Annotated in this window: 13 protein-coding genes; 1 reads left to right on the top strand and 12 read right to left on the bottom strand. The window is 73.3% G+C overall.

All coding sequences use genetic code 11. From position 1 onward, the window contains the following. Positions 1-38: 38 nt before the first annotated feature. From ACZ7P3_RS37750 to ACZ7P3_RS37805, 12 genes are all read right to left on the bottom strand, one after another. Positions 39-2999, bottom strand: a complete 2961-nt coding sequence (locus tag ACZ7P3_RS37750; RefSeq protein ID WP_472088748.1) for a hypothetical protein — start codon at positions 2997-2999, stop codon at positions 39-41. Further along, entirely contained in the window at positions 2996-6829 is a 3834-nt protein-coding gene (locus ACZ7P3_RS37755; protein WP_472088749.1) for a tubulin-like doman-containing protein, read from the bottom strand. Before ACZ7P3_RS37755 ends, ACZ7P3_RS37750 begins: the two co-directional genes overlap by 4 nt. Positions 6830-6953: 124 nt before the next feature. Next, positions 6954-9206, bottom strand: coding sequence for a choice-of-anchor X domain-containing protein (locus ACZ7P3_RS37760; protein ID WP_472088750.1), 2253 nt, complete (start codon positions 9204-9206; stop codon positions 6954-6956). 103 nt (positions 9207-9309) lie between these two features. Then, positions 9310-9861, bottom strand: a complete 552-nt coding sequence (locus tag ACZ7P3_RS37765; protein WP_472088751.1) for a Pycsar system effector family protein — start codon at positions 9859-9861, stop codon at positions 9310-9312. Next, complete coding sequence (locus tag ACZ7P3_RS37770; protein WP_472088752.1) at positions 9858-11321, bottom strand: hypothetical protein; 1464 nt, start codon at positions 11319-11321, stop codon at positions 9858-9860. The genes ACZ7P3_RS37765 and ACZ7P3_RS37770 overlap by 4 nt, the downstream gene beginning before the upstream one ends. Beyond that, on the bottom strand, positions 11314-13944 hold the full coding sequence (locus ACZ7P3_RS37775; RefSeq protein ID WP_472088753.1) for a hypothetical protein: 2631 nt from the start codon (positions 13942-13944) through the stop codon (positions 11314-11316). The genes ACZ7P3_RS37770 and ACZ7P3_RS37775 overlap by 8 nt, the downstream gene beginning before the upstream one ends. Then, positions 13941-14816 (bottom strand): nucleotidyl cyclase domain-containing protein, encoded by an 876-nt coding sequence (locus tag ACZ7P3_RS37780; protein WP_472088754.1) that lies wholly within the window; start codon positions 14814-14816, stop codon positions 13941-13943. The genes ACZ7P3_RS37775 and ACZ7P3_RS37780 overlap by 4 nt, the downstream gene beginning before the upstream one ends. Positions 14817-14928: 112 nt before the next feature. After that, positions 14929-15651 (bottom strand): Crp/Fnr family transcriptional regulator, encoded by a 723-nt coding sequence (locus ACZ7P3_RS37785; protein ID WP_472088755.1) that lies wholly within the window; start codon positions 15649-15651, stop codon positions 14929-14931. A gap of 586 nt (positions 15652-16237) precedes the next feature. Continuing rightward, positions 16238-17755 (bottom strand): cellulose binding domain-containing protein, encoded by a 1518-nt coding sequence (locus tag ACZ7P3_RS37790; RefSeq protein WP_472088756.1) that lies wholly within the window; start codon positions 17753-17755, stop codon positions 16238-16240. 276 nt (positions 17756-18031) lie between these two features. After that, positions 18032-19351 (bottom strand): radical SAM protein, encoded by a 1320-nt coding sequence (locus ACZ7P3_RS37795; protein ID WP_472088757.1) that lies wholly within the window; start codon positions 19349-19351, stop codon positions 18032-18034. A gap of 58 nt (positions 19352-19409) precedes the next feature. Next, positions 19410-20084 carry a pyridoxamine 5'-phosphate oxidase family protein gene (locus ACZ7P3_RS37800; protein ID WP_472088758.1) on the bottom strand — a complete coding sequence of 225 codons (675 nt, stop codon included), beginning with the start codon at positions 20082-20084 and terminating at the stop codon, positions 19410-19412. Between the two features lie 105 nt (positions 20085-20189). Next, positions 20190-21149, bottom strand: coding sequence for a helix-turn-helix domain-containing protein (locus ACZ7P3_RS37805; RefSeq protein WP_472088816.1), 960 nt, complete (start codon positions 21147-21149; stop codon positions 20190-20192). A 220-nt stretch (positions 21150-21369) separates the two neighbouring features. Here ACZ7P3_RS37805 and ACZ7P3_RS37810 point away from each other — a divergent pair, with 220 nt between their 5' ends. Beyond that, the gene (locus ACZ7P3_RS37810) at positions 21370-22401 is read left to right on the top strand and encodes a saccharopine dehydrogenase family protein (protein ID WP_472088759.1); all 1032 of its coding nucleotides are present in this window, start codon (positions 21370-21372) and stop codon (positions 22399-22401) included. The last annotated feature ends 6 nt before the right edge of the window (positions 22402-22407 follow it).

Raw genomic sequence — 22407 nt, forward strand, 5'->3', positions numbered from 1 at the left:
GCCGTCCGGGTGCACGCGGCCGGTGCGCGGAGTGCTGCTCACCAGAGGTCACCGTTCCCTCGGCGGTCCGCGTCCGGCCGGCTGTCCGGATCCGGCCCGTCATAGGAACCCGGCCGGTCGTAGGACTCGGTCCCCCCGTAGGACTCTGTCCCGCCGTAAGACTCGGTCCCGCCATAGGACTCGGTCCCGCCATGGGAGCCGGTCCCGTCATAGGAGTCGGTCCCTTCGTACGAGCGCCGCCCGTCGTACGGGCCGGACCCGGCGTCCGAGCCCCCGCGGTCGTACGAGTCCCCACGGTCGTACGGACCCGGCCCCGCGTCCGAGCCCCTGCGCTCGTACGAGTCGGGCCGGTCGTAGAGGTTCCTCGGCCCGTCGTACGAGTCCGCACGCTCGTACGGGTTCCTCGGGCCGTCCGGGTTCCTGCGGCCGTACGGTTCCTGTTCGTCGTCGGGTCCGGAGCCGTAGCGGGACCGGACGGTGTCGACCACGCCCATGCGCAGCGGGGTGAGCCGGACCAGGCCGGCGTAGCGTCCGGAGGATGTCCACAGGACCTCCTCCGGCTGGGCCGAACCGTTCGACTGCCAGGCCTTCTCGACCTCGTCGCGGATGGCCCTCGGCGCGAATCTGATCCACACCGCGGCCGCCGGGTCGCGGCTGAGCAGCGAGCCCTGTTCGGGGGTGGACAGCTGCACCACGGCCTGCCGGTCGGCCTCCGTGCCGACCAGTTCGGCCGGCCGGTAGGGGTCGGTGCCGAGCAGGTTCGCCGAGGTGGCGCGGACACGGCGGGCGGCGGCGAAGGGGGGCGGGGCCAGCACGCCGTTGAGCTGGAGATGACGGCGGGCCATCGACAGCAGCTCGTGGACCCGTTCCTCGGTGCGCCGCACGGCGAGGGCGCCGGCCTGGCCGCGTTCCACGGCACCCCAGTACGGCTTCATCGCCTCCAGGGCCGCGTCCGTCAGATCCGCGGCCAGGGTGGCGACCAGCTCCGGTCCGCCTTCGCCGGTCTCCCGCTCGAGCCAGCGCGGCACCCCCTTGGTGCGCTCCTCCCAAGGGGCGGCGGGGTTCCTCCCCGGGGTCTCCCCCGTCTCCTTCTCCCGCTCCTCCTGCCCGGCGGGTTCGTCCCACGAGGGCCCGTCCTGCCAGGCGTACACGCTCGCCCAGTCGCCCTCGCCCTCCTCGGAGGCGGCAGCCGCGTCGTCCGGCTCCAGTGCGGAAGGGCCGTCGAGCCAGTCGTCCTCGGCGGGCGCGCCCGAGCGCGGCCCGGCGAAGGCGTCGGACGCCGAGAGCCGGTCCGGCTCGGGCACCGCCTCGGCCTCAGCCGCGGCCGCCGTCGCCCGCAGCATGCCTGCGACGGACCGGGCGGCGTCGGCGCAGTACAGGCGCTCCTCGACGGCCCAGTGCTCGCGAACGGCCTCGGCCAGCAGGGCGTCGAGCCCGTCCAGGTGCCGCCGCAGTACGGCCGTCGTACGGCCGGGTGCCCAGGCGGCCGCTGCCGCACGCCAGAGACGGCGCGCCGTCTCCCAGGCGCCGACGAAACCGGCCACCAGTGCGAACGCGCTCAGCAGGACGGGGGGTTCGGTCGCGTAGGCCACGCCCGCCCCCACCACGGCCCCGGCGAACGCCGCGATGCGGGGGCCAACGGCCCAGCGGCCGGGGCGTCCGGTACCGCGCAGCCGGGCCGCCCCGAGCGCCGCCATGCCGACGAACAGCAGGGGGACGACGAGGGCCAGGACGAGGTACGGCCCCCGCCACAGCGCGCCGAACAGCCCCGCCAGAGCCGCCGCGGCGACAGCCGGCGGGAAGCCGGGCACCGCGGTGCCCTCCGCGCCGGTCTGCCGGGCCACGGTCTCGGCCGAGTGGGCGGCGAGCTTCGGCAGCAGCGCCGAACCCGGTACCGGCTCCACCCGCCCGGCCAGGCCGGTGAAGCGCTGCGCGACCGCCCGCATGGGCAGCCCCTGGCCCAGCAGCTTCCCGGCGAACTCCTTCAGGCCCTCGCCGATCCGCTCGCCCATGCCCTCGGCCGACGGTACGCGCAGTCCCAGGGCCGCGAGCCGGGCGGCCGACTCGGCGGGGGACGGACCCGTGCCACCGCCGCCGCGCAGGGCCGTGGCGACGAGGTCCCGGTACTCGTCGAGCGCCTCGCGCGCCTGGTCGACGTCCGCCTCGAACGCCACCCTCCGGGTGGGCCGCAGCAGCCCGGGCACGCCCTGCAGTCCGTCGAGTGCCTCCTCGGCCCGGTCGAGGGCGTGGGCGCAGGTGCCGTAGGCGTCGTCCGCCACGCCGCCGGGTTCCCGGTGCCGCTGGGACGGGCCGCCGCGGAGCGCCACCAGGGCACGCAGCGGCTCCGGCAGATCGGCTCCTGAGGAGGCGGTCAGCAGGACGTCCGGCGCGAGTTCGGTGTCCTCGCCCGCGAACCGGGTGAGCGCGTCGCGCCAGGCCCGGTCGCGCACCTCCGGCGGCAGGTCCTGCTCCAGCAGCCGGACTCCGGGTGCGGCCACGGCCTCGGGCAGCGATCCGATGGCGCGCAGCACCCGGAGGTAGAGGTCCGGGACCGACAGCACGCCGACCAGGACCGCCAGCGCCTCCGGGTCGTCCGGTTCGGGGTGCTCCAGCGCGGTGCGGGCGGAGCGCAGATCGCCCGCCCACAGCAGCGCGGTGCCCGAGGTCCGCAGCACGGCGGGCCGCACCAGCCGGCGGTCGGGCTGGAACGCCTCGTCCTCACCGGCGTACGAGCCCGGCGCGCTGCCGACCAGCAGCACCAGGAGCCTGACCTCGCCCACGGCCCGGAAGCCGGCGAGGAGTTCGTACTGCAGCTGGTGGTCGGTGAGCCCGGCCGGGGTGTCGACCACCAGGAAGCACGGCTCGTCGGGTTCCGGCAGGCCTGCCCGGCCCAGCTGCCGGGCCACCTTGGCGCGCAGGGCCTGGGGGCTGTCGAGTTCGGCCGCTCCGGCCCGCAGGTCCAGATGGATGACGGCGCCGAAGTCCTGAGGAATGCTCACTGTGCGTCACCGTCCCAGGGGTTGCGGCGGGCCCGGTCGCGCTCGTCGTCGCTGTTGCGGGCCTCCCGGTCACCGGGCTCGTCCCACGGCGGTGGAGGCACGGCCTCTCGGCGGGGCCGGGAGTCCGCGCCGTCCTCCGAGGGGGACCGGTCGTCCCGGCGGCCGCTCCAGCCGGCCCAGCCGTCCCGGGCCTCCTCGTCGTCCTTCCGGAGCCGGCTGCCGCGGTCGTCGCCGTTCCTGCTGTGATCGCGGTACCTGCCGTCGTCGCCGTTCCTCCTGCCGTCGGCGTGCCGGCCGTCATCGCCGCTCCTCCTGTCCTCGCCGTACCGGCCGCCGTCGTCCTCGTACCGCTTCTCGTCCCCGTGGCGGCGATCGTCGCCGTACGGCCTCTCCTCGCCGTAGGGCCGGTCCCCGCCGTACGGCCGGTCCCCGCCCCGCCGGTCGTCGGCGTACGGCCTCTCCTCGCCGTAGCCTCCGGAGCCGTTCCGGTCGGAGCCGTTCCGGTCGGAGCCGTTCCGGTCGGCGCCGTTCCGGTCGGCGCCGTTCCGGTCGGTGGGCTCGTCCCGTTCGGCCTCGCGCCGGTAGGTGTCGAAGGTGGAGACCGGTGCCGTGCCCCAGTCGTCGTCCTCGGCTGCGGCGCGCCGGGGTTCCGGGACGTCGTCGCGGCGGCGTGGCCGGGCCGGGGTGCCCCCGCGCACGTGTTCCAGCAGGGTGCGCAGGGTCGGCTGGACGGCACGCTGGTCGCCGAACTCCTTGTCGAGGGCGGCAGGAAGGGTCTCCGCCCAGAACTCCCACAGCGGCCGTACCCAGCCCTCGACCCGCTCGCCGCCCCGCTCCCGGCGGTCCGCGAGCAGCTCCAGCTGGCGCGGGGCGATCCTCTCGACCAGGTCGACGAAGAGCGGATGCGGTTCGCTGCCGGTCCGGGCCAGACCCGTCGGCTGAGCCCCCATCAGCTCACGGCAGTAGTCCTCGACGGTCCGCTCGTCGTCGAGCACCGTCCAGCGTTCGTACGACCGCAGCAGCTCCGCCCAGCTCGACACGCCGCCGGGGAAGTCGCCGAGGCGGAGCCGGACTCCGGGCACGTTGCTGCCCGACTCCGGGAACAGCCGCAGCCGTACCCGGGCCGGCGACGCCGGGTCGCCGTCCACCACGTCCACCTGGCCGTTCCACAGGCAGCACAGCAGCCGGTGCAGGATGGTGCGCCGGTCCTCCTCGCTGCTCACCATCCAGTTGTCGCGGTAGCCGAGCCGCTGGCGCCACCGCAGCACGTCCGGGGCCTGCTCGGACTCCTTCGCCCGGGCCCACTGGCGCAGTACCTTGCGGGCCTCGGGCACCTGGGTGAGGCTCATCTCGCTGCGGAAGAGGACCACGGTGATCGAGTCGCTCTCCACCGCGCGGTACTCCACGGAGTTCTTGGCGTCCGTGGGCAGCCGCAGCGTCTTGCCGAGGTACTCCTGCACCTCCTCCACGGCCTGCACGCGCGGGTGGGTGACCAGGACCCGCAGCGGGCCGGTTCCCTCCGGGGTGAACCCCACGGGGAGCAGCCCGGCCAGTTTGCGTCCGAACAGGTCGAGGGCCTCCTTGCTGACCTGGTCGGTGGCATCCGAGCTGCCCGCCGCGGCGGCCAGCAGCGTGCCCATGGACGGCAGCAGCGGCCGTTCCTCCAGATGGGTGCCGCTCTCGGCGAACAGCCGGGTGATGCGGGCCTCCAGCTGTCCCTTGACCTGCGCCACGGCACCCTCGGGGTCGCGGCGGCTGCGCGCGTGGACCTGGCGCCAGGTGTCCCCGTCGACCAGCTTGAGCAGCAGCGCGGACTCGTAGTCGTTCTCGCGCAGTCCCTCGCGGCGGATGAGCCGGCCGACGACGTCCTCGTAGAAGTGGTTGAGGTTGCGCTGCGGCGGTAGCAGGTACGAGATGCCGGTGCGGTCCTCGTACAGTTCGTGGCCCTTCTGCGCGGAGTGCTTGCGCTCCTGGTCGCAGTGGCCGCGGAAGGCCCGCACCAGCCGGTCGATGTCGGTGCCGGCCGCGTCGGCCTGGGGCTGCCAGTGCTGTTGCTGCTCCCGCCAGGCCTCGTGCCACACGGTCCGGCAGCGCCACTGGTACCAGGCGTCCTGCTCCTGGATGGCCGCCTGTACGGCGTCGTCGCCCCAGCGGGCCGGGGCCACGCCGGCCAGCAGGCCCTTGATCCGGGGGATCTTGGGCGGCTGCTCGGTGACGCCGGGCGGGCGCTGCGGGGCGCGGGCGCGGCTGTCCAGCATGCCGAGGAAGCCGAGCCGGGAGATGGTCTCGTCGCTCTCCGGTATGCCCCTGACGACGCGTTCGGCGAGGAAGGGGTCGGTGCTCTGCAGCAGTTTGTCGATGGCGGGGCGCGGGGCGAACCGGTCGGCCATCACGGCGGCCTGGCGGTCGGCCTCGGCCCGCAGGTCGGACAGCAGCCGCTGCATGTCGATGATGCGTTCGCCCAGCGCCTGCTCGATGTTCTTGCCGCCGCGCGGCAGCGGATCGGGCTCCGGTATCGCCAGCTGCCTGCGTTCCCACAGCTCTTCGAGGTGGGAGTCGGCGAACAGCTGCCGGATCATCGGCACCGCGCCGTCGCGCAGCGCGGCCCGCGGCCGCTCCACGAGGTCCGTGACGGCCTCCCGCAGCACCCGCCCGGCGACCAGGTCGGCCAGCTGGTCCATCGGGGCGGTCATGGAGGCCACCAGGCTGGTGGAGACGCCCTGTCGGCCGATGCCGGTCGGGGACAGGGAACCGCGGGCCACGCCCCGGTTGATGAAGCTGGCGGCGAAGGTCTGGTAGTCGTCGTCGGCCGCCATCTTGCGGCCCCGGGAGCGGCCGTCGCCCAGTTCGGTGCCGATCAGCGACATCACCAGGGAGACGATGGAGCGGCGCAGGTCGTCCGCGCGGATGCCGGCGGTCGGGCTGAACAGGAAGGCCGTGGGCAGGATGCCGGTGCGCAGCCGGACGGGGGTGGTGTTCGGGTAGCGGATGCCGAAGCTGGAGTCGAAGTCGAGGTCGCCGATCTCCGCGCCCTCCCGCGGCGCGTTCTGCCGGTCCACCAGCCGGAACAGGTCGACCAGGGCGCGGGCCGCGTTGAGTTCCGCCTCGCGCCCGCCGCCGGTGGCGGCGGAGAACGACGACGGCATCACGACCAGCGGGTAGATCTTCACGCCGTCGAAGCGGCGCAGCTGGAAGGCGTGGTTGATGAGGTGCAGGTAGTCCAGGAAGATCCCGGCGCCGGTGCCGCCGGCCACCGAGAAGGCCACGAACACGTCACAGCCGCTGACCTTGCCGCCGCCCAGCTCGCTCAGCTCGCCGGCCGACTTGGCGATCGCGTCGATCGCCTGCAGGATCGGCTCCAGGACCGGGCCGAGGCCGTAGCGGAGCGTGGCGAACAGGGCGGCGCGGCCGACGGTGGGCAGCTGTCCGGCGCCGTTGTGGAGCGGGGTGACCTCCGGCTCGTCGGTGATCGGCGGCAGCCAGCCGGCCACCTCCTCGCGCAGGCTGGCCCGGAGCATCTTGGTCACTTCGGGTGAACTGTCGAAGTTCGGCAGCAGGTTGTGCGTGGGCCGGGAGGTACGGGCGTAGGCGGCCCGCAGCGACCGGTCCACGTTGAACTGCGGCAGCCGCTGCAGGTCGCTCTCGCTGTAGTCCGCGTACACGAACTGGAGGCAGTCGGGCAGCTGGAAGGGGGCGTGGCCGTTGTGCCGGCTGAGCGCCATGCCGTCGGGGCCGCACAGTTCGGTGCGCAGCCTGCGTTCCAGTTCGGCGCCGACCAGTCCCCCGGTGCCGCCCAGGCCGACGAAGAGCATCGGCTGGAAGATCTTCATGGTTTCCTCCCCGCTCGCGGCCGGGGCGGCCGCGGGTTCGTGCTGGGAACGTGCGTGATGTGCGCGGTGTGGTGGCCGCGGTGCGGTGTGCCGACGGGCGGGCGGTGCGGTGCCCGCCCGCACGTCACTCCCAGTCGCCGTAGGGGCCGCCGCCCCCGCCGGGACCGGGTGTGGGGGTGGGGGCCGGGTGCGGCCGGCCGCCGTTCTTCGGGGGACGGCCGTCCTCGCCGAGGGCCAGGTGCAGGGTCTCGGTCAGCGGGACCTGTCCGTGGGTGGGGACCGGGGTGCGGCCGCCGCCCCGCTTGCGCAGGACCGCTCCGCCCTCGGGGTTGCGCTGGACGGCGTACGGGCCGTGCGGGCGCCGCTCGATGCGCGGGCTGCGGTGGGCTTCGGCGACGGCGAACTCGTACCACTGCTTGGGGCCGTGGCCGGCCCGGTGTTCGTTGAGGACGTGGCCGTCGTCGGAGACCAGCCGCAGCATCAGCCCGTTCGGGTCCGTGATCTTGCGGCGGTGCCGTACCCAGACGACGGCCGCGGCGGCGATCAGCGCGATCAGGGCGGCGGCGGCCAGGAACGCCCACCAGTACTTGTCCCAGATCCCCGGCTCGGGCGTCACCCGTACGGAGAGCGGCGTGCGTACGAGGGTCCGGTCGTGGTCGGTGGTGTCGACGACGGCGACGGTGCCGGCGAGGTTCAGCCCGTCGTCGCCGAGCCGGTCGCCGAAGACGCTCTTGGGGGCGACCTGGACGGTCACCTTCCTGGTGCCGGACTCGCCGGGCTTGACCGTGATCTCGGCGGGGTTGACCGAGAGCAGCCCGGGCTGCAGATCGGTCACGGCGAGCCGCAGGGTGTGCGGGGTGCTGCTGGTGTTGTGGACGGACACGGTGCCGCTGATCGTGGCGCCGGGGTGGGTGCTCGCCTCGGGGAGGTCGGGGACGGCGGTGACGGGCAGTTGGCCGGGGGCGATCTGGCCGCCCTCGCTGCGGGTGTCGGCGCTGAGCCCCGAGGCGGTGAGCGTGGCGCTGACCTTCAGCGCCCCGGTGGCGGTCCTGGGGACGCTCACGGTGCCGGTGAAGGAGCCGTCGCTCGCGGTGGGGTCGGGCGCCCTGCCGTCGTCGGTGAGGTCCAGGGTCTGCGGGCCGAAGCCGTCACCGGTCAGTTCGCTGCGGACGCGCAGCCCCGCGTAGTCGCGCGGGTCCTTGATCTGGTAGCCCTCGCGCGTCTGCAGCCGCATGGTCACGGTGACCTTGTCCCCGGCCTGCGGGGAGGGCGGGTCCATGGTGATGGCGCCGCGCAGCTCGCCCTGCCACAGCACGCTGACGGAGACCGGCAGGGAGCGGTGTCCCTCCGGGGCCTCGGCCTTCACCTTCCAGGTGCCGGGCAGCGGGTCGACGATCTTCAGTGCCTCCACCGGTCCGGTGCCGCCCGCCAGCTCGAACCGGGATTTCTTGAACGTCCCGTGCGTGGGGACCTCGTCGCCGCTCGGGTCGTAGTAGGTGATCTTCACCTGGGGGTCGCCCTTGTCGACCACGATGCTGCCCACGGTGGCGAGCGGCGAGATGCCGACCTTCAGGGTGGCGGGGGGCCGTTGGCTGCTCCCCTCCTCGTGGCGCATGCAGTGGGCGGCCGCGAAGATGTCCTCCAGCGTGGAGCCGATGTTCTCGGCTTTGACCTTGTGGGGCTTCGGACGGGCGGAGTCCAGGTCGACGCAGCCCTTCTGGTATCCGCCGGCGGCCATCCGCTCGAGCTCGTCCAGTCGGGGCTGTCCGCCGAAGCCGAGCGGCCAGATCTGCACGTTCTGGGCGGCCGCCTCCTTGAGCGCGAGGCCCAGCTGGGTTTCGCCCTCGGCCTTGCGGTGCTCGGGAGGGCCGTACTTGGGGCTGTCGGTGACGTCCATGTACCCGTCGGTGAGCAGGAACAGCACCCTGGGCTGGGAGGGATCGGTGCCGTCGGTGAGGTCGTGCACGCCCTGGCGTATCGCGCTCGGGAAGTCGGTGCCGGTGCCCTCGTTCCTGGTGCGGCTGTGCAGTTTGCCGACGCAGGCGCCGATCGTCTCGCGTCCTGCCGCGTCCAGCCCGGTGCGCGGGCACACCGGGTCCACGGCGCGCTGGTCGCCGGACTCGGCGGCGGCGAATCCGTAGACGGTGACGTGGGAGTCCGAGGACACGTCACCCAGCGCGATCCGTGCGGCGGCGGCCTTCTCGGCCTTCATGTCCTCGGGTGCGAGGCTCGCGGACTCGTCGACCGCCACCGCGTAGTTGACCGCCGGGAACGCCGGTACCGAGTCCGCCGCCGGTACCGGAGCCCGACCGGCCGGTGCCAGCAGGGACACGAACAACGCGGCGCCTGCCACCACCGGGACCGCGGCGCGACGCACCCGGCCCCTTTCTGTCTGCCGTCTTCCCGTGACTCTTCCCACGGCCGTCCCCTGATTCTTCGTTCGTTGCTGCATGGAGTGCTTGGTGCGGGCCTGCCGCGCGTCAGCGCGGGGTCAGGCCCCAGGCCAGTGCCAGGGCGGCCGACAGGGCGAGCAAGCCCATGCCCCAGCGGATGGCCCGGTATTTGGCGGACAGGATCGAGCTGATGTCCACGGCCTGGACGAGCAGCCATTCGGCGGGATCGAGCCCGGCCTCGGCGACCTGTGCGGCGAGCCCCCGCAGATCGTGGGAGGCCGCCAGGTCGCCGAAGTACGTCACTCCGTCCCGGCCGCGGATCGTGCCGGTGCGCGGCATCAGAGCGCCGATCAGCGCGATCACCGCACCGGCCCAGAGCACGGCGGCGAGGACCAGCGTCACGTCGGCGGCGCCGTGCCAGCCCGGTGCGCCGTGCCAGCCGAGCAGGAACGCGGGCAGGGCCAGCGTCCCCGACAGCAGGACGGCGGCCTTGGAGTCGGCCCGTCCGAGGTCCTCTCTGACCGTGTTCAGCAGCCGTTCGGCTATGCGCTCCCCCGCCCGGTCGTGGCAGTGCCGACCCCCGTCCGGCACAGGCCCGACCGGGTCGGGGGAGGTCCTGGCCTCGCCCTCGGCGGTCATCGCTCCTCTTCCGCCCAGTCCCAGCCGTCGTCCCGCGACCGTCTGCGGCTGCGCGGGGGCTCCCGGTCGGGGTCGTCCGCCGGGTAGCGCTCGGGCCGGTAGGTGCGACCGCGCGGAGGGTCCCGGTCGGGGTCGTCCGCCGGATAGGGCTCCGGCCGGTAGGACCGGCCGCGCGGCGGCTCACGGTCGAAGCCGTCGTCGTCCGCATAGCCGTCCGACCGGTACCCCCGGCCACGCGGCGGCTCACGGTCCGCGTCGTCCACCGGATAGGGCTCCGGCCGGTAGGACCGGCCGCGCGGCGGCTCACGGTCGAAGCCGTCGTCGTCCGCATAGCCGTCCGACCGGTACCCCCGGCCACGCGGCGGCTCACGGTCCGCGTCGTCCGCCGGATAGGGCTCCGGGTGGTAGGACCGGCGCCGGGTGCGGGAGGGCGGTTCGTCCGCCTCGGGCTCGTCGTCGTAGTAGCGCTGCTCCCTGCGGCGGGAGTCCTCCCGGGAGGGTTCCGCCCGGTACGGCTGCCGCCGGGGCGGTTCGTCCGACACCCAGTCGGGGGTGAACGAGCCGTCGGCGGAGGCCTCCAGCTGCCGCGGCTCCCGGCGGGCCGGCACCGTTCCGATGGGGCCCTGCAGGCCGCGGCTGTCCTTGTTGAGGAGGTTCAGGACCTGGGTCTCCACGTCGATGGAGTTGAGTTCGCCCCGCAGCGCCATGCTGTAGAGCCGGTCGACGCGTTCGCGTTCGTCCTGCCGGCCCTCCTGGCGGATCTTCTCCAGGAAGTCCTTGGCCTCCTCGGGGTCGGCGGCCAGCATGAAGCTGAGCTGCTCCAGTTCACCGCCCTGCAGCATGCGCCGGAACGCGTCCTGCCGCACCTTGGTGACCTCGGATTCGGCATGCACCTCGCGCTGCTTCTTCGCGTAGCCGATGGCCTCGTCGTCCACCCCCAGACGCACGTACAGCCGCACCCGCAGTCCGAGGTCGGATCCCAGGTCGCTCCAGCGTCCGCCCACGCACTCGCGTGTGATGACGCGGTTGGCCTGTTCGGCGTCGGTGACCCGGTAGGTCAGGGTGACCTCACGCAACCGTTCGAGCACCGGGGAGGTGAGCCGCTTGGCGACGTCGGTGACGACCTGGACGGCGGCCAGATGGGGATCGGTGACCTCCCACTCGATGTCCACCTCGGCCTTGAAGAAACTGGTGCCGCCGGCGGCCGGCAGCTCCAGCTCGAGGGTCGACACATACGTTCCCTGCGCGATCTCGCAGACGGTGTACGGCCTGGCCAGCGCCCGCTTGTCGACGTGCCGCACCCCGGAGACGGTGATCACGCTGTAGCCGCCGTTGCGGTAGAACACCACCGAGGCCTTCTGGGCGCTCACCGGCGGGATCCCCATCGGCGTGTACTCCTTCAGGAACGGCCCGGGAGGCGCCACGCCTCCGGTCGCCGCCTCGTCCTCGTCCTCAGCCATGCCTCTCCTCCTCGCGGGTCGTCTCCCGACGGGTCATGTCCCGGCGCGTCGTGTCCCGGCCCGACCGCTCCCGGCGCGGCCGTTGCGGCGGTGTGACGGCGAGCCACCACAGGTCGCGCGCCTGCTCGTCGGGGACGGGGTTCTCGGGGTCGTTCATCATGTGGCGCAGCAGCCAGTCCAGCCGCCGCCGGTCGTGCTCCTTGGTCGCCAGCGCGGGCAGCAGTGCCGCGAGTCCGGGCCGGGTCCACTCGGTGCCGTCCTTGCGCACCGCCGAGCGCAGCAGGCGCTCCAGCGCGTCCATGGCCACGTCCCTGGCCCGTGCGGTGTTCAGCGTGGTCCATATCAAGTCGGACATGGGGCCCACGAGTTCGGGCCGGGTGGCGGCGAGGGCGAGCGGCAGCGGCCAGTCGCCGCGGTCGGCCAGCGGGGAGTCCGGGTCGTCCGAGAGCACCTCGTCCACCGTGGTCAGCGCGAGCCGGACGGTGGTCACCAGTCCCAGGTCCTGGTACCGCTCGCGCTTGTGGTGGGTCCAGTCGGCCATCCGCTCCAGCACCTGCTCCGCGTCCGGCAGCGCGAGCAGCCGTACGACGTTGAAGGAGGCGGCCGCGAGCTGTTCCCCGTCCTCGCGCACCCCGATGCGGGCCAGGAGGTCCAGGGTGTCGTCCGTCGTGGCGGCGGCGTTGCCGTAGCCCAGCGCCATCGCCGCGGTCCAGCGCAGCAGTTTGGTGCCGTTGCGGCTCCAGTCGGCGACCAGTTTGTGCACGGTCCTGCGGTGCGAGTCATGCCCGGCGGCCTGGTCCAGGGTGGTGGCCGCGAAGATCCTGCGGCGGGGCGTGGCCGCCTCGGCGAGCGGCCGGACCAACTCCGTGTAGCCGTGGTCGAAGTCGCGTACGCACAGTTCCCCGGCGGCCACCGCGGCGCGCATCCACACCTGGGAGCGCGGATCGTCCGCCAGCTGCCGCAGCCAGCGCACCACCGGTGCCCGGACCGGGAAGTGCCGGTCCCACAGCTCGGTCAGCACCGCGGACGGCAGGGCGGAGCCCCGGTACCAGATGAGCCGGGCCGGCACCTCGACGCCGTCCACCTCCACCTCGCCGTCCTTCGGCTCGGCGCGCGAGAGGGCCAGGTCGGCCTCCGGGTCGTCGCAGAACAGCGGGCGGGCCGGGGTGTTGTCCGGGTCGCACTGCACGGACAGTTCCCAGGTCAGCAGGTGGGCGGCGGCGGCCACCGCGCTGTGCGTGGCTCCGCCCAGCACGGCGAGGGCGATCCGGAACGCCACCGGGTGGAACAGGGTGGCCGTGCCCGGCCGCTGTGCCGTCCGGTCCGCCTCGGCCGAGTGCGCCGCCTGCGCCGACTGCGCCGTCAGCGCCCGGTCGACTCCGGCGAACCACTCCTGGGCCTGGCTCGCGGCGAGGCTGCGGCAGCCGGACAGCAGGTCCTCGTAGGAGACGTCCCCCATGACGTGTCCGGCCAGCAGCGAGGCGAGCAGCTCGGCCTCGGCCGGGCGCAGGTCGTTGAGGCCGACGGCCTCAACGACCTCCTCCCCGTCCGCCAGTTCCTGGGCACGGGCGAGCAGGTCGTCCGCGCGGGCGCCTCCGTCCGGCTCGCCGGCGGCATGGCGCTCCAGCCGCTCGCGCAGCCGGGTGTGCAGCAGTTCCTGGGTGGGAGCGGGCGGGCAGAGCATGCCGTACCGCCCGGCGAGCAGCGGATTCGCCGCCGATCCGACGGTGACGACGATCACCGCGAAGGCTTCGCGCCGATGCAGGGCGGCGGCCAGCTCGTCGAGGTCCATCTCGGCGGGGGGCAGCGCGCCGGGGCGGGTGAGGGACAGCTCCAGCAGGTATCCGCTTCCGCGCCGTGCCTCCTCCCCCTCGCCGTCCCTCGGCTCGTCCAGCGAGGCGGCCAGCTGGGTCACCGCGACGTCCGGATCGACCCGCCGGATCCGGGAGTCGGCCGCGGGGTCGGGGGCGGTGCCGTTCTCCGTGAGGCCGGTGACCTCGTCGAGGAGCGAGAGCGCCGTGCTCGTGCGTCCGGTGCCCGGAGCGGCGCCGAGCACCAGCAGCCGGCGGGCGCGGAGTGCGTTGCGCAGCTGAAGGTAGCCTTTCGGCTCCACGTGGATCCGGCGCAGCCTGCGCAGTTCCTCCTCGGGCACGGGTCCGCTGCGCATCCCCGCACCCGCCTGGCGGCCGTCCAGCCGCAGGTTGATGTCGCCGATGTGGGCATTGCGGAAGTAGGAGCTGTCGAAGCGGGTGAGGTCCCGGCCGACGTCGAACAGCATCCGGGTGGCCCGGCGCGTGCGTGCGGCGGCGGCGAGATCGGTGGGCCCGTCCTCGCCCTGGTCCTCGGCGAGGGGGTCGCGCGTGTAGGCCCTGAACCGCCCGGCGGCGCGCTCGCGCTCCTTCTCCCGCTCGGCGGCCCCGTCGTCCTCGGCCTCCTTGTCGTCGTCGTCACCGTCGGCCTTGCCGTCCTCGCCGGACTTCTCCTCGCGGGACTTCTCGTCGCGGGGCTTCTGCTCGCGCGGCTTCTCGTCCCGGTCCTTCTTCTCCTCGGGCTCGGACGACCGGCCCGCGTCCGGCTTGTCGGGGGCGTCGGCGGCGGCGCCCGCCTGCTCGTCGTCGCTCACTCGGCACCGCCCTTCCGCTGCTCGGTGTCGCGGTCGGTGATCCGGCCGATGTGCACGGGCTGCTGGTAGACGTTGTCGTGGTGCTGGGACATGTCGCCCTGGACGGTGTAGTGGGTGCCGGCCGGGTCGGACCGGGGGCCGGTACCGGCGGACCCGGTACGGCCGAACAGCTCGTCGACGACGGCGCCGAGGCCGCTCTCGGGCGCCTCCGCGCCGTCCGCGGGAGCGGCGGCGGGCGGGCGGTCACCGGACGGAGAGGCCGACGCCTCGGCGGGGATGACGGGGGCGGGGCGGCCGGGCAGGTGGAACCATGCGGTGACCTCGCCCTCCTTCAGCTCCAGCCGGGCCGGGGAGTAGTGCGCGGGCTCGATGAACTTGCCGCCGCTGCTGACCACGTCCTCGTAGAGGGACTGAGAGGTCACGAGGACGAGGTCGGCGCCCTCGGTGTCGAGGAGCTGCCGGGCGACGGAGGAGTCGGCAAGCCGGCAGGCGAGGTCGACCGCGCGCCCGCTGATGCCCCGGTCGTCGTGCCGGACCGGGCCGACGTGCATGCCGATCCGCAGTCCCAGGGGCACGCGCAGACCGCGGTTCTCGTCCCGCAGCTTCTCGCGCACCTCCACCAGCCACAGCCCGAGCAGCCGGCTCACCGCGATCCGGCCGGCCACCGCGAGCAGCACGCCGTCCCCGCGGTCCTCCATGTGGACGGCGTCGCGCCCCACCGTGGCGTGGGTGAACGCCGTCTCCAGCACCCGGTAGATCTGCGCGCGCATCCGCGGCTTGTCGACGTCGTCGTACAGCCCCGAACGTCTGGCATCGACGCTGATCACCAACTCGTAGTGCGCTTCGCCGAGTTCCGATGCGTCGTGGTTCACGCGTGCCCCCTGCAGTTCCTGTCCGCTTGCCGAAGAGGTGGTTCGTCCCGTCACAGCGTCGGGCCCGGGACGCGGGCCGTCTGTAGCCGTTTACACATGGCGAGGCGGGGGTTTACTCCTGATGTCCCTCCGCGAGGAGCGCGAGCGGCGCCGGATCGAGGATCTCCACCAGCCGGTTGCCCGTTCGGACGATGTTCTGGTCGCGCAGCAGCCGAAGGGCCTTGGCGACGGCTTCCCGGGTGGCGCCGATCGTGGCGGCCAGTTCGTCCTGGGCCAGCTGGACGACGGGGACGCCGGCCGGGAGGCCGGCCTGGGGGCTCGCCGCGGACGGGGTGTAGGGACCGGAGGGTTCGACCCTGGAGAGTTCGGTGAGGCGGCTGGCCAGACGCTGCAGCACGGTGAGCGAGGCGAGCGCGGACCGTTCCTGGTCGGCGCTGCGGAGCCGGAAGGTGAGCTGGCGTATCACGAGGCCGCTGACCCGGGGGTGCAGGGCGAGGAATCGACGGAATGCGTCCCCGGCGATGATCTGGGCCTCTATGGGGCCGAGTGCGCGGACGGTGGCGCTGCGGGGATGGGGGTCCAGCGCGGCCATCTCGCCCAGCAGTTCACCGGGGCCGCGCAGGCCGAGTATCAGCCGGGTGGCACCCCGGTCCGTGGCGACGGAAACGGTCACCCACCCCTGAAGTATGATCAATATGTGACTGGACCGGTCCCCTTCGGTCAGGAGGTGGGCATCGGCCGCGTAGTGCTTCCGGTTGCCGAGAGCCATCACGCTCTCCCGCTCCTGGGCCGTCAGCGCGTGCGCGAACGCCAGCTCATTGCCGAGCAGTCCCATGGCCACGCCCCCCGCCGCAGTCCGGATGCCTCGTTTTGCGCAGGCGTTGATGGTGACAGAGCGCCGTTTTGAGGCGAGTGAATTGCGCCACACCGGGGGTACTGCCCGGTAGTAGAGGAACTGCCAGGTGGGTCACATGACGGTGGCACGTCCTCGGTTCACATCCACCCCGGGTACTCGCATCGAGTCACTCCAGTGCAGGGAAGATTTGGCGAAAACCCAGGTTTTCTGCTGCCGGGTCCGTGACCTCGCGGTAGTGACACGGTGATGGGACGGTGATAAATCGCCAACCCTGCGGCCACGCGAGGGGCGGCGCCCGCCCGGCGGTCCTGGCACCGGCCGCGCGGAATTCCGGCATCGCGGGTACGGCCGTTCGCCCGCCGTCCCGCACGGGTACTCGGCCCCGTGCGGCTACGGCCGTTCGCCTTCCCCTTGCGCCCGTACAGCCGTTCGCCTTCCCCCTTGCGCGGGTAAGGCCGTTCACCCTCACCTTGCGCGCGTACAGCCGTTCACCCTCCGCCCTGCGCGGGTACGGCGGCCCGCGACGGTCAGGCCCCGGGCGGACGAGTGAGGAGGTGCCGGGGCGTCAGTTCGCCGCGCAGGGCTGCCCGTTGAGCGTGAAGTGGTACGGCGCCCGGTTCCTGCCCTGCCAGGACGCGAGGAAGCCGAAGGACAGCGTTCCGTGCGCGGCGACGGCCCTGTTGTAGTCGGCCGCGGTGGCGGTGACGCGGGAGCCGTCCTGCTGGACGGTCGCGTCCCACATCTGGCCCGCCTGCTGGCCGTCCCGGAAGGTCCATGCGACCTGCCAGCCGGTGAGGGCCCTGTCGGTCGTGACGGTCACGGTGGCCTGGAAACCGTCGGCCCACTGGTCGGTGAGGTCGTAGGCGACCCGGCAGGCGGGGGCGGGGGCGGTCGTGGGGCCGGTGCCGGTGGTTCCGGAGGTGGTGCCCTGGGGTTCGGGGCCGGGGTTCTTCCGGTCGGTCCGGGTCCGGCCGGCGGTCGCGGAGGGGGTGGTGGAAGGAGCGGCGGAGGGGGCGGTGGAGGACGGGTGGGACGGGGCCGGGCCGTCGGTGCTGCGGGAGGTGCCGGGGACGGCGACCGGCCCGCGGTCGCCGCGGGCGGCCGCGATGTCGTCGCCGGCGCCGATGGAACCGCCCGAGCCGCCCGAACCGCCGAAGGGCATCATCGACACGCCCAGCGCCAGGGCCGACAGCAGGACGGCGGCGGCGAGCAGGCCGCCGCGCAGCACCCGGGTGCGACCCCCGCCGCCCTCGGGGTCGCCCGTCTCCGTGTCGGCGGCCCCGGGGCGGCCCGCGCCGAGCCGGACCTCGGCGGCGCGGCGGCGGCGCTCCAGATAGGCCAGGCCGCCCCAGCCGATGACCCCGCCGGCCAGCGCGGCGGGCAGACCGCCGCCGTGCAGGCGCAGGCAGGCGGCGGCTTCGGCGCACCCGACGCAGGTGGCGAGATGCCGGGAGAGGTCGCCCGGCGTGTCCACGGCCGACGAGCGGGTGACCGCGTCCAGCAGCCGGGCGTAGCTGCGGCACTGCGAGTCCATCGGGGAGTCGAGGTGCGCGCGGTGGCAGCGGTCCCGGAACAGGCCGCGGACCTGGTCGAGTTCGCCGGCGACCGCGACCGGGTCGAGGGCGAGCCTGCGGGCCACGGTCGGCAGGGGCAGCGCCTCCGCCTCCGCGAGCCACAGCAGCGAGGCGTCGGCGTCGGACATGTCCCGCAGGCCGCGCAGCGCGACCGGGCGCTGCAGCGGCGGGCCACTGTAGCGGGCGGCCTGGCCGGAGTTGAGCCACAGTCTCAGGTCGGGGTCCAGCTTGTGCCCCTGACCGTCGGCCTCCCAGCGTGCGGCCGTGGTGCGGACGGCGGTGAGCAGCTCCGGGATCACCGGCAGCCGCCCGGCACGCCGTGCGGGGCCGCGCACCGAGGCCCCGGCGGCGCGCACCTCGCGCATGCCCAGGGTGAACGCCTCGGTGGCCAGCTGATGGGCCGTCAGCGAGCCGGAGGTGCACAGGTCGGCGTACGAGAGCACCGCGTCCCAGCACTCCGAGAACAGCTCGGCCTCGGTGGCGTCCTGGGGGGTCGGCAGGTCGGGCATGGGACTCCTGCATCCACAAGTGCATCCATGAGCGAGGTCAACTCGTCATCGAAGGAATGGAGTTGGAGGAACCTCGCGGCGGCAGGAGCCTTTCACGTCCCCGATACAACTGACAAGCGGCGTATTCAAATCCGGTGACCGGAAGGTCGCACGACGTGACCGCGGCCGCCCGGCCCCACAACTCCGACCTCTGGTACGGACGCGGGGGCCGTTCGGTTCACCGTCGCGCCGGCCTGCTGGGGCGGATCACCCCCGTGCCGGCCTCCCGGGGGCGGATCACACCTGCGCCGGATTCCCGGCGGGCAGGCTGTCCATGAAGGAGCTGACGGAGAAGACGGCACGGCCGGGTCCGGGCGGGCCGTAGCCGGGCGGGGAGGACAGCCCGAAGTCGTCCATCGTGGCCCGGTAGGCCTCCAGGAGCCGGATGTGGTACTCCAGCGGCGCGCCGTGGGGGTTGGCCTTGCCGAGCGGGGTGGTGGGCTCCGGGCACCAGGTGGTGAAGCGGGGCGTGATGCCGTGCGACATGAAGAAGCGCAGGCCCTCGGTGGTGGAGGCGATGGCCTCGTCGACGGTGGTGAAGCCGAAGGGCTCGGCCATCTCCACGCCCGCCACGAAGTTGGGGATCACATTGCGCGCGCCGAACACCTCGGCGGAGTCGAGGATGCGCTTGTGCCACTCGTCCCGGCCGACGTAGCGCTCCTTGCCCGGGCAGTACAGCTCGAACAGCCGGCGGTCCCACACCTCGAAGTTGGGGTGGTAGATCTGCACGCCGTAGTCCTTGAACCGCTGTACGTCCGCCTTGGGCAGGGCCTGGGCGACGACCTTGCCGATCCAGCGGCCCGGGAAGCGCTCCTCGATGGCCTTGGCGTAGTGGCCGTAGAAGTCGGCCTCGTCGCGCCCGGCGACGGTCTTGGTGATGGCGCCGCCGGTGAGGGTGTAGGCGGTGGAGGCCTTCGTGGTGTCGTACCGGTCGATGATCTCCAGGGCTTCGAGGACCTCCTCGACGTCCTTGACTCCCGTGTACGGCCGGCCGGCGGCCTTGTGCTGGCGCCAGTTGTGGTTGATGTCGCAGTACTGGCACTCCTCCTTGGCGCCGAAGTACTGGCAGACCCGGAAGACGGTCAGGTAGATCAGATAGCCCCACTGGATGGTGGGGGCGACCTCCATGACGGACTTCCCGTTGGAGAGGGTGTGCCGGTAGTACTCCGGCATGGGCGGCACACCGACGTCGGCGATCCGCTTCCCGTCCAGGTAGAGCCCGAGCAGGCCCTCGTCGTCGGCGGCGACCCGGTACGGCGAGGCGGGGTTCACCCGTACGGAGACCACGGTGCGGCGCAGATCGTACGGGCCGCCGGTGAGGATGATCTCCTCCGGGGGCCGGCGCAGCGCGGCCTCGCCCAGCTCGGGCAGGGTGCCGTGGTCGAAGGAGAAGATGAAGTACGACTTCGGCTTGACGTCCCCGTTCTCGTTGTCGCTCAGGGCGGACCGGTCGAAGGCGACGCCGCCCCGGAGCAGGTCCTCCTTGAAGACGGCTTCCCGCGGCACATGCGGAAAGCGCTCCATCAGATCCTCGACCAGCGCGGTGCGGCTGCCCATCCCGTATCTCCTCCCGGCTCAGGCGTTCGGCTCCTCACGGTATGCCCCCGCCTGCGCGTCAGCCGTGCCGGGTCCCCTCGCGGCGCGCGATGTGTCCCGGAACGGGGACGTCCGGCGGCAGCCGCGGGTCGGCCGCGGGGGCGCCCCAGACCGCGGTCAGCGGCAGCGTCCCGGCCCACAGGCCGAGCTCCGCGTCGGGTCCGTCGCCGTCGTCGGGGGCGCCGCTGCGGATCTTGACCGAGGCCTCTTCCAGGGAGAGGGCGAGGAGGACGGTGGCCGCGAGTTCCCTGCGGTCGGGCTGCCGGGCGTACGACCACTGCCCGGGCGTCGCGTGCTCGGTGAGCCGGCGCAGCCCGGCCAGCTTCTCCTGCGGGTCGGTGACTTTGCGGGCCTCGCCGTGGATCACCGCGCTGCGGTAGTTGACCCCGTGCTCGAAGACGGAGCGGGCGAGGACCAGTCCGTCGACGTGGGTGACGGTGACGCAGACGGGGGTGCCGCCCGCGAGGCTGCGGCTGGCCACGGAGCCGTGGAGGTACAGCTGCCGCTCGTCCCGTCCGTACACGGTCGGCACGACCAGGGGCCGGCCCTCGACCACCACGCCCAGGTGGCAGACGAACCCGGCGTCCAGGATGGCGTCGAGATCGGCCCGCTCCAGGCTGCCCTGCTCGCGCAGGCGGCGATGCCGGGTGCGGTCGGTCTCGGGGAGCTGCGCGGGGAGGGGCTGTGAGGTCATGAGCAGCAAATCTACTGAAAGCGCAACCAGAGGGCCACTGATTTACTGAAATACCTCATTCAGCAGTCTCGATTCAACGAAATCCGCACCATGAAGATCGGGGAGTCAGGCGTCGGGGCGAGGGCGGGTCCGCGTGCGGAAGGTGCGGCGGTAGGTGTCCGGAGGCACGCCGACCGTGCGGTTGAAGTGCCGGCGCAGCGTCGTGGCGGTGCCCATGCCGGTGGCCGCCGCGATGGTGTCGATGCCGTCGTCGGTGGTCTCCAGCAGTTCCTGGGCACGGCGGATCCGCTGGGTCAGCAGCCATTGCAGCGGGGTGGTGCCGGTCACCGACCTGAAGTGGCGGCCCAGGTTGCGCGAGCTCATCCGCGCCTGGCGGGCCAGGTCCTCCACTGTCAGCGGCTGGTCGAGACGGACGAGCGCCCAGGGAAGCAGCGCGGCGAGCGGGTGGTGCTCCGGGGCGGGCACCGGGGTGGTGACGAACTGGGCCTGACCGCCGTCCCGGTGCGGCGGCACGACCAGACGGCGGGCGACGACGTTGGCGACGGAGGAGCCGCGGTCGAGGCGGACGAGGTGCAGGCACAGGTCCATGGCGGCGGCCTTGCCGGCGGAGGTGAGCACGCTGCCGTTGTCCACGTAGAGGACGTCCGGGTCCACTTGCACCTCGGGATAGCGGTCGGCCAGGGCACGGGTGTGCGCCCAGTGCGTGGTCGCACGCTTCCCGTCCAGCAGGCCGGCGGCGGCCAGCACGAACGCGCCCGTACACAGGGAGGCCACGCGTGCGCCCGCCTCGTGGGCCGCCCGCACCGCCTCGACCAGGCCGGCGGGCGGGTCCTCGTCGATGTCGGCCCAGCCCGGGACGATCACGGTGCCGGCGCGCGCGAGCCGGTCGAGGCCGTGGTCGGGCTCCAGCCGGAACCGGCCGGCCCGCACGGCGTCCGGGCCGCAGACGTCGACGTCGTACCAAGGGCCCGCCACACCGTCCGGGGCGGCGGCGAAGACCTCGTACGCCATGGCCAGTTCGAAGTGCAGCATCCCGTCGGTGACGGCGAGCGCGACGGCGTTCACATCCACGTCCCTGTCCACCCCCATGTCCACCCCCACGTCCGGTCCATGTCCAGGTCGGCGTCCACGTGCACGTCCATGTCCACGAATAAGTCCACGTCCGGAATTGTACGGGTCATGTCGTTCCGGACACTCGTCGGCGGCGCCCGCCCCTTGCCAGGATGGTCACGCCGGATCACGGCAGGTCAACCAATAAACGGTTCAGGTCAGTACGGGGGCACCCATGAGGTCGAGTCATACGGTGGCGGTGTTCGGGGCCTACGGGCACACCGGGCGCTTTGTGGTGGCGGAGCTGCGGGAGCGCGGGTTCGTCCCGGTGCTCTCCGGCCGTGACGCCGACCGGCTGAAGGCACTGGCCGGGTCCGGTCCCGGCCCGGACGTCCGCCCCGCGTCGGTCGAGGACCCGGCCTCGCTGGACCGCGCGCTGGCCGGCGCGGCGGCCGTGATCAACTGCGCCGGACCCTTCGCCGCGACGGCCGCCCCGGTGATCGAGGCGGCGCTGCGCGCCGGGATCCCGTACGTGGATGTGGCGGCCGAGATCGAGGCCAACGTCGATACGTTCACGCACTTCGCGGACCGCGCCCGCGCCGCGGGAGCGGTGATCGTCCCCGCGATGGCCTTCTACGGCGGTCTCGGCGATCTGCTGGTCACCGCGGCGATGGGCGACTGGACGGCGGCCGACGAGGCGCACATCGCGTACGGGCTGAGCGGTTGGCACCCCACCGCCGGTTCGCGTGCCACCAGCACGGTCACCAGGGAACGGCGCGGCAGCAGGCGCATCGTCCGCACGAACGGCCGGCTGGAGTACCGCGACGACAGCCCGCCGGCTCTTGAGTGGCTCTTCCCCGAGCCGCTCGGCCTGCGGTCCGTCATCGGGGAGTTCACGATGGCCGACGTGGTCACCGTCCCCAGTCATCTGTCCATTCCGGACGTGTGCACGTACATGACCGTGGAGGCGGCCGGGGAGGTGCTGGCCCCGGACACGCCGGCGCCGACCGCGGCCGACGAGCGCGGGCGGTCCGCGCAGACCTTCCTGGTCGAGGCCGTCGTGCGCTCCGGCGGCAGCGAGCGGCGCGCCACCGCGCGGGGGCGGGACATCTACGCCATCACCGCGCCGCTCGCGGTCGAAGCGGTCGACCGCATCCTGACGGGACGGACCAGGGCGGTCGGGGTCGCCTCCGCGGGCGCGGTCTTCGACGCGCCGGACTTCCTCCGCGCGCTGTCCTCGGATCTCCGCGTGGACCTGCGTCCGTAACGGGCG

It is taken from the genome of Streptomyces sp. NPDC107581, assembly GCF_055657175.1.